The sequence below is a fragment of the Caulobacter sp. 10L414 genome (genome assembly GCF_056395525.1).
In genome coordinates this window covers 1-7,231 of record NZ_JBFTJR010000110.1, presented here as the reverse complement: position 1 = coordinate 7,231, position 7,231 = coordinate 1, and the positions used below count along the sequence as shown (strand labels likewise).

Genomic DNA, 7,231 nt, shown 5'->3' with positions numbered 1-7,231 from the left:
CTCGCTCCGCGAGGCCACCCTCTCCCGCAAGGGGAGAGGGTTAGAGCCCCTTCTCCATCACCACGAACGCCAGATCATCCCGCAGCGGCTTGCCGAAGCGGTCGTCGCCGTGCGGGAAGGGGCGGGTCTCGCCGGTGAGGGCGTAGCCGCGGCGCTCGTACCAGGCGATCAGGGTGTCGCGGATGTGGACCACGGTCATGCGCATGCGGACCGCGCCGCGCGCCTGGGCGTAGGCCTCGCCGGCCGCCAGCAGGGTGCGGCCCAGCTGGCGGTCCTGCAGGTCGGGCCGAATGGTCAGCATGCCCAGGTACCAGACCCCGGCCTCGGCCGGCTCCAGCCATACGCAGCCGAGCAGCGGGCCGTCGGCGTCGTCGCGGGCCGTCAGGATCACCGCCTGCGGAGCGGCGGCCAGGTCGGCGCGCAGGCTAGCAAGGTCGATGCGCTGGCCGTCGATATAGCCCGCCTCGGTCGTCCAGCCCGCCTGGGCCCCCTGGCCGCGATAGGCTGAATTGACCAGGGCGACGATGGCGTCGTGCTMGGACGGGGCGGCGGGGGCGAAGATCATGGCGGCGAGCTAAGCCATGCGTCGCGCGCGGCGCCAAGCGCTCAGCGCTTGGGCGGCCCCTTCCTGCCGATCCGGGTCGTGGCATGGCCCCAGTAGCGGCCGCCGATCCGCTTCACCGTGCCGGCCTCGCGCTTGATCATCTCCCAGGGATGGAAGGCCAGCCCCACCGTGTCGGCCATGGCCGCGCCGCGCGCGCCCATCGGCTTTTCCGGGCCGGTGGTGGAGTCGTGGGCGGTCTGGTGCTCGATCTCGGCGTTGAGCTCGGCCCCGACCAGCACGGTCATGATCGAGAACCACACCCAGACCATGAAGGCGATCACCGCCCCCAGCGGTCCGTAGGTGGCGTCGTAGTGGGCGATGCGGTTGACGTAGATCGAAAAGCCCAGCGAGCCCACCAGCCAGGCGGCCGCGCCGAACAGCGCCCCCAGCACCACCCAGCGCCAGCGCGGCCGGGCGCGGCAGGGGGCGAAGCGGTAGAGCATGGCGAAGGCCAGCGCCGTCACCAGCCACACCGAAAGCCAGCGCAGCGGGATCCAGAAGGCCGAGATCGCGCCCAGGCCCACGCGCTCCAGCACGATCGGGGCGGCGATCAGCACCGCGGCGATGAACACCGCGTAGAGCAGGGCGCACAGGGTGAAGCCGTAGGTCAGCAGGGTCTTGCCGACGAAGTTGCGTTTCTCGTCCTCGTCATAGGCGACGTTCAGGCCGTCGAAGAGCGCCTTCATGCTGGCGTTGGCGCTCCAGATCGACAGCAGCAGGCTGACCACGAAGGCCAGGCCCAGCTTGCCGCCCTCCTGGCCGGCCAGCCGCAGCATCTGTTCGCCGACGATCTGGACGACGCTGGCGGGAAAGACGGTGGCCATCTCCTGCAGCTGCTTTTCCACCGCGGCCACGTCGGCGAACAGGCCGTACAGCGAGACGAAGGCGCCGATGGCGGGGAACAGCGCCAGCAGGGTGTAGAAGGTTACGCCGCCGGCCACAGACGGCAGCTTGTCGACGCTGATCTCGCGGGCGGTGCGCCAGAGGATGTCGCGCCAGCCCAGCAGGGGAATGCCCTGGGGATGCCGCGCGGCGCGGCCGCGCCGGGGCTCGGCCTGGTCGAACTCGTGGGGCGGCATGGTCCGGTCTTCCGACAGGCCGGGCGGCGGCGCGTGCGGTTCGACCTCGGGCTCCAGACGCTTTGGAAAGGCGAAGGGGGCGACCGCCAGCAGCAGGATCCAGGGCGCCAGGTGATAGGGCCGCGAGGCCAGCCACGACCTTACGGGGCGTCGCGGCGTGGTGTCGGTCATGAGCAGGCCTCCCTGCAGGTCAAATCCGCCAGGCGACATGGTGTTCCCGCCTTGCAAAGCGCAGCCGCCGCGATCACCTTCCGGCCATGCAAGCCCAGGTCGCCTCGCTCTACCGTCATCCCGTCAAGGGGTTCACCCCCGAGCGGCTTTCGGCCGCCACGCTCGCGGCCGGCGCCTGCTTTCCCTGCGACCGGCTGTATGCGGTCGAGGACGGGCCCAGCGGCTTCGACACGGATGCGCCCGCGCACCTGTCGAAGATGAAGTTCACGGTGCTGGCCAAGATTCCCGCCGTCGCCAGGGCCCGCACGGCCTATGACGAGGCCAGCGGCGTGCTGACCGCCTCGGCCGAGGGGCTGGCGCCGTTCGCCGGCGACCTTGCCAGCGACGATGGCCGGCGCGGCTTCGAGGCCTGGCTGGCGGCCCTGCTGGGCGACGAGGCCAAGGGGCCGTTGCGTGTGCTGGAAGGGCCGGGCGCGCACCGGTTCATGGACAGCAAGCAGGGTTTCGTCTCGATCGTGAACCTGGCCAGCGTGCGCGACCTGGCCGAAAAGATCGGCCGCCCGGTCGATCCTCTGCGTTTCCGCGCCAACCTCTATGTCGAGGGCTGGCCGGCCTGGGTCGAGAACGGCTGGACGGGCAGGACCGTACGGATCGGCGAGGCGACGGCGGAAGTGCTGAAACCCATCGTCCGCTGCGCGGCCACCCACGTCGACCCGGTCACCGCCGAACGCGACATCGAGGTGGTGAAGGCCCTGTTCGACAACTACGGCCACACCTTCTGCGGCATCTACCTGAACGTCACCGAAGGCGGCGCGGTGGGGCAGGGCGATGCGGTGGTGGTGGGCTAGAGGTTCGAAGCGGCGTCCATCTGCTGGTGGAGGACGCGGGCGACTTCGATGCCCCGGTCCACAAGGCGGTAGTAGATCATGTGCAAGCCGCTAGCGCGTCGCCTGTAGCCGCTTCGGATATGATCGCAAGCCTCTCCGATTGAGGGATCTGAGGCCAGCCGTTTCATAGCTCCGTCCAGTTCGCGAATGTAGGCGTCAGCGCGTCTCGCGCCCCAATGGTCGTGGGAATAGAGTCAGATGTCCCGAAGATCCTTCCGGGCCAGCGGGCGGATCGTCAGGCGCGTCATGGCTTCAGGCGGCCGCTTTGCGTCTGTTCGTCATGGATTTCCGACAGGAAGTTCTCGACGTCGAACTCTTCGGCGAACCCGCTCGCCTCGCCTTCGGCCAGGGCGTTCCTGAGCGCTTCGAGCTTGGTTTCGTGCTCTTCCAGTAGCCGCAGGCCGGCGCGGATCACGTCGCTGGCCGAGCCGTAGCGACCCTGCGCGACTTGTGTTTCGATGAAGTCCTGAAAGTGAGGCCCGAGGCTTACCGAGGTGTTCTTGCTCATAGCAGGCTCCTACAAGCCACAGCATACCAATTATTGGTATCTATCTGCAATCTCGCCCTCGCCGCCGCGACGCGCTATTGGAGCCGCCATGACCCTCACCCTCGTCAAAGCCTGGAACGGCGCCAAGGAGCGCCTGAAGGAAGCCGGCATCGATCAGCCCGCCATCGACGCGCGCCTGATGCTGGAAGTCGCCGCCGGCGTCAGCCGCACCGACATCATCACCGACCCCTATCGTGAACTGACCGCCGAGCAGGTCGCCACCCTGGACGAGTACCTGGAGCGCCGCGCCCGCCGCGAGCCGGTCAGTCACATCATCGGCCGCAAGGGCTTCTGGAAGATCCTGCTGTCGGTGACCAAGGACGTGCTGACCCCGCGTCCCGAGACCGAGGTCATCGTCGATGAGGTGCTCAAGGCCTTCCCCGAGACCATGGCCTTCAACATGCTGGACCTGGGCGTCGGCTCGGGCACGATGCTGCTGGCGATCCTGGCCGAGCGTCCGGCCGCCAAGGGCCTGGGCGTCGACATCTCCGAGGAAGCCCTGGCCGTGGCGCGCGAGAACGCCGCCAACCTGGACCTCGACGGCCGCCTGGCCCTGATGCGCGGCGACTGGACGACCGGCATGGGCGACGCCAGCTTCGACGTCGTCGTCTCCAACCCGCCCTACATCCCCACCGCCGACATCGACACCCTGCAGCCGGAAGTGCGCGACCACGAACCGCGCCTGGCCCTGGACGGCGGCGCCGACGGCCTGGACGCCTACCGCGCCCTGGCGCCGGAGATCCTGCGGGTGCTCAAGCCCGGCGGCCTGTTCTGCGTCGAGATCGGTTTCGACCAGTCGGCGGCGGTCGAGGCCCTGTTCAACGAGGCGGGCGCCCAGAACGTGCGGACGGTCAAGGATCTGTCCACCCACGACCGTGTTGTCACGGGCTTCAAAAACCCCTTGGAAACGCCGGCGTGAGGCGGTAGACGGAAAGGGTCTCCTTCCAAATCGCCGGGTGACGGGAAGAGCGGTCGTTTCGACGGCCGCTAGACACATCCGGCAGGCGCGAACGGCCGACGAGGCCGAAAGCCGCGCCCGATCCGGACGGAGACTCTACGGAAACCCAGGTCTCAAGAACATCGAAGGCGAGCCCGAGACGGGCGCACCCAGTCTCAAGAGACCGAATACCGATCGGGCTGAAGTGTCCAGATCGGACAGGTTTAGAAGAAGATGAGAGATTTCAAGGGCATGAAGCGCCAGCGTGGCCGCAACAACCGCGGGGGCGGTGGTGGCAAGCCGCAGCAGCACAACGCCAACCGGGCCTTCGATTCGAACGGTCCCGACGGCGTGAAGGTCCGCGGCGCGGCCCAGAGCGTTTACGAAAAGTACCAGCAGCTGGCCCGTGACGCCTCGTCGTCCGGCGACCGGGTGCTGGCCGAGAACTACCTGCAGCACGCCGAGCACTATTTCCGCGTCCTGCGCGCCATCCAGCCGAATCGTCCGGTCAGCGACATCATTGGCAAGGACGCCTATTCGGCCTACGAGATCGACTTCGAGGCCGAGCCGGAAGAGGCCCCCGAGGCCCCGCCGGCCGCCGAGACGCCCGTCGAGGGCGCGGAAGGCGGCGAGGGCGGCGAAGGCCAGGGCGAGCAGCGCCGCGACCGCAATCGCGACCGCTTCGAGAACCGCGACCGTGACCGCAACCGCGACCGTGACCGCGATGGTCAGCAGGGCGAAGGCCGCCGCGACCGCTGGCGCGACCGCGATGACCGCGACCGCAACCGCGACGACCGTCCCCGTGATGATCGTCCGCGCGACGACCGCCCGCGCGAAGAGCGCTTCCGCGACCGTGACGACCGTCCTCGCGACGATCGCCCCCGCGAGGAGCGCCAGCCGCGCGAGGACCGTCCGGCGGCTGAAGGCGGCGAATTCCAGGGCGAGGCCCGCGAGGGCCGCCGCTCGCGCCGTGACCGCGATCGTGACCGCAACCGCGATCGCGACCGTGGCGACCGCGATCCGCTGGCCGTGATCGAGCCCGAAGCCGCCCCGCTGGGCGGCGAGGCGCAGGCGGCCGAAAGCTCGCCGGTGCTGCGCGGCCAGGACGGCGCCGTCAGCCACGCTCCGGCGTTCCTGGGTCGCAAGTCCGAGCCCAAGCCCGCCGCCGAACCCAAGGCCGAAGCCGCTCCGGCGGCCGAGACCCCCGCCGCTCCGGCCTCCGAGGCCGCCGGCGAAGAGGTCAAGAAGCCCCGTCGTCGCCGCGCCCCGCGCAGCTTCGAAGGCGGCGATTCCCCGGCTCCCGAGTCGGAAGACGCCTGAGAACATGCGTGACGATCCGCCGCGAGGACTTGGCGGCGGATCAACCCCTAGGCTAGGCTCCTTCTGACGACCCAGGGGGAGCCGGCCATGAACGGTCGAGCAGGACAGTCGGGCGGTGCGGGCGAAGAGGCCCGCTACAGGGCCATCGTCGACACGGCGGTGGACGCCATCGTCGTCATCGACGAGCGCGGCCGCATCGAAGCCTTCAATCCCGCCGCCGAGCGCCTGTTCGGCTATGCGGCCTCCGACATGATCGGATCCAACGTCAGGGCCCTGATGCCCGAGCCGCATCACGCGGCCCACGACGGTTATCTCGACACCTACCGCCGCACGGGCGAGCGCCGGATCATCGGCATCGGCCGCGAGGTGTTCGGCCGCCGCCAGGACGGCAGCACCTTCCCGCTGGAGCTTTCGATCGCCGAATGGCGATCCGGCGACCGGCGGTTCTTCACCGGCGTGATGCGCGACGTCACCGAGCGCAAGCGGACCGAGGAGCTGCAGCGGCTGCTGGTCAACGAGCTCAACCACCGGGTCAAGAACACCCTGGCCACCGTGCAGTCGGTCGCCGGCCAAACCCTGCGCAACGCCGCCGACCTGGGCGATGCGCGCGAGTCGCTGACCACCCGCCTGCTGGCCCTGGCCCGCACCCACGACATCCTCACGCGCGAAAGCTGGGACGGCGCGGACCTGCACGACATCATGGCCGGCCTCGTCGACTCCTACGGCGACGCCTCGCGCTTCGAACTGGCCGGGCCGCCGGTGCGCCTGTCGCCCAAGACCGCGCTGTCGCTGTCGCTGGCCCTGCACGAACTGACCACCAACGCCGCCAAGTACGGAGCTCTGTCGCAGTCGACCGGGCAGGTGAGGGTGGGCTGGAGCCGGGAAGGCGAGGGCGACGAGGAGCGGCTGCGCCTGCGCTGGCAGGAGGCCGGCGGTCCGCCGGTGTCGCCGCCCGAGCGCCAGGGCTTCGGCAGCCGCCTGATCACCCGGGGCCTGGCGCTGGAACTCGACGGAGAGGCGGCGCTGGACTACCCGCCCGAGGGCGTGGTCTGCACCATCGTCGCCCGCATTCGCCGCCGTCCGGCGCCCCAGCCGACGCTGGCCAGGGGAGCCGCCTGATGCGGGTGCTGATCGTCGAGGACGAGATCATGGTCGCCATGCTGGTCGAGGACCTGCTGACCGACCTGGGCTGCGACGTCACCGGCCCGGCCGTCTCGGCCGAGACGGCGGTGGAGGCGGCGCGGCGCGAGATCGTCGATTTCGCCCTGCTGGACGTGAACCTCGACGGCGGCACCTCGTTCGCGGCCGCCGACGTGCTGCGGGAGCGCGGCGTGCCCTTCGCCTTCGTCACCGGCTATGGCGACCAGGGCGTGCGGCCCGACCTGCGCGACGCCCCCATCCTCAGCAAGCCGGTCGACCCCCGGCAGCTGGCCCGCACCATCGCCGCCGCGCGCTGAGGCGAACTCTCGGGCCGCCTTGCGAGTTACCTAGGGCTCTTTCGCCGTCGCAGGAGCCGTCATGCGCGCAGTCGTCGCCCTCAGCCTGTCCTTCCTCGTCGCCACGCCCGTCCTGGCCGCCTCGGGCGACTGGCGGCGGGACGCCACGCGCGACGACGCGCGCCGGATCGAGCGGCTGGACGAGGCTTGGGACGCGGCGCTGTCCGAAGCGCGGCGGGGCGGCCATGGC

Annotated in this window: 8 protein-coding genes and 1 pseudogene; 5 read left to right on the top strand and 4 right to left on the bottom strand. The window is 70.1% G+C overall.

Annotated features, from left to right (window positions below):
• Positions 1 to 40: 40 nt before the first annotated feature.
• On the bottom strand, positions 41 to 565 hold the full coding sequence (locus AC1DCG_RS24660; RefSeq protein ID WP_477041733.1) for a GNAT family N-acetyltransferase: 525 nt from the start codon (positions 563 to 565) through the stop codon (positions 41 to 43).
• Positions 566 to 606: 41 nt separating this feature from the next.
• Positions 607 to 1,854: a YihY/virulence factor BrkB family protein gene (locus AC1DCG_RS24655; RefSeq protein ID WP_477028836.1), complete on the bottom strand. Its 1,248-nt coding sequence runs from the start codon at positions 1,852 to 1,854 to the stop codon at positions 607 to 609.
• An 86-nt stretch (positions 1,855 to 1,940) separates the two neighbouring features.
• Here AC1DCG_RS24655 and AC1DCG_RS24650 point away from each other — a divergent pair, with 86 nt between their 5' ends.
• A complete protein-coding gene (locus AC1DCG_RS24650; RefSeq protein WP_477028837.1) occupies positions 1,941 to 2,702 on the top strand; it encodes an MOSC domain-containing protein in 762 nt (253 codons plus the stop codon).
• On the opposite strand, the pseudogene AC1DCG_RS24645 reads toward AC1DCG_RS24650, so the two are convergent.
• Positions 2,699 to 2,920: pseudogene (locus tag AC1DCG_RS24645) on the bottom strand (type II toxin-antitoxin system RelE/ParE family toxin); the annotation flags it as partial. The gene AC1DCG_RS24650 and the pseudogene AC1DCG_RS24645 sit on opposite strands and share 4 nt — an antisense overlap.
• 65 nt (positions 2,921 to 2,985) lie before the next feature.
• A complete protein-coding gene (locus AC1DCG_RS24640) occupies positions 2,986 to 3,249 on the bottom strand; it encodes a type II toxin-antitoxin system ParD family antitoxin (protein ID WP_477028838.1) in 264 nt (87 codons plus the stop codon).
• Positions 3,250 to 3,337: 88 nt separating this feature from the next.
• On the opposite strand from AC1DCG_RS24640, the gene prmC reads away from it, so the two are divergent.
• The 4 genes from prmC (at position 3,338) to AC1DCG_RS24620 (ending at position 7,002) form a co-directional block, all read left to right on the top strand.
• A complete protein-coding gene (prmC, locus tag AC1DCG_RS24635; protein ID WP_165258154.1) occupies positions 3,338 to 4,207 on the top strand; it encodes a peptide chain release factor N(5)-glutamine methyltransferase in 870 nt (289 codons plus the stop codon).
• A gap of 252 nt (positions 4,208 to 4,459) precedes the next feature.
• Positions 4,460 to 5,545 carry a DUF4167 domain-containing protein gene (locus tag AC1DCG_RS24630; protein ID WP_477028839.1) on the top strand — a complete coding sequence of 362 codons (1,086 nt, stop codon included), beginning with the start codon at positions 4,460 to 4,462 and terminating at the stop codon, positions 5,543 to 5,545.
• An 87-nt stretch (positions 5,546 to 5,632) separates the two neighbouring features.
• Positions 5,633 to 6,664: a sensor histidine kinase gene (locus tag AC1DCG_RS24625; RefSeq protein ID WP_477028840.1), complete on the top strand. Its 1,032-nt coding sequence runs from the start codon at positions 5,633 to 5,635 to the stop codon at positions 6,662 to 6,664.
• Entirely contained in the window at positions 6,664 to 7,002 is a 339-nt protein-coding gene (locus AC1DCG_RS24620) for a response regulator (RefSeq protein ID WP_165258148.1), read from the top strand. The genes AC1DCG_RS24625 and AC1DCG_RS24620 overlap by 1 nt, the downstream gene beginning before the upstream one ends.
• Positions 7,003 to 7,231: the final 229 nt, after the last annotated feature.